Source organism: Thiomicrorhabdus heinhorstiae (assembly GCF_013391765.2).
GTDB lineage: Bacteria > Pseudomonadota > Gammaproteobacteria > Thiomicrospirales > Thiomicrospiraceae > Thiomicrorhabdus > Thiomicrorhabdus heinhorstiae.
In genome coordinates this window covers 1-462 of record NZ_JACBGI020000060.1, presented here as the reverse complement: position 1 = coordinate 462, position 462 = coordinate 1, and the positions used below count along the sequence as shown (strand labels likewise).

Genomic DNA, 462 nt, shown 5'->3' with positions numbered 1-462 from the left:
CGAAATCACGCATCCTGGATGCGGACTTTGCGAAAGAGAGTGCCAACCTGGCCAGAACCCAAGTGTTGCAACAAGCCGGAATGAGCATGTTGAGCCAGGCGAACCAGCAGTCACAAAATGTGATGTCATTACTTCAGTAATTGAATCATCGGCCGATATATAAAACAGAGCCAGTAAATTAGAGCTAAATCGGCCAAAAAATTTGAAGGAAACTTCAAAACAGAATCTGTCACTTCAAGTGGATGGATATAAAAAGTTAGCGATCCGCTTGGAGAGACTAACAAGATATAAAAAGGAGATAAATTATGTCAATGGTAATCAACACCAATATGGGCGCACTAAACGCGAACCGTATTTTGAACCAAACCAGTAATGAACAATCCACAACGATGGAACGTTTGACTTCTGGTAAGCAAATCAACTCTGCAGCGGATAACGCGGCAGGTCTAGCGATCGCCACCG

2 protein-coding genes are annotated in these 462 nt (G+C 43.5%); both read left to right on the top strand.

Features of this window, described 5'->3' with window-relative positions; genetic code table 11:
• On the top strand, window positions 1-140 hold a 140-nt coding region (locus H8792_RS12360; RefSeq protein ID WP_267463337.1), incomplete at its 5' end, for a flagellin.
• A 165-nt stretch (window positions 141-305) separates the two neighbouring features.
• The coding region (locus H8792_RS12355) for a flagellin N-terminal helical domain-containing protein (protein ID WP_456119859.1) at window positions 306-462 on the top strand (157 nt) is incomplete at its 3' end.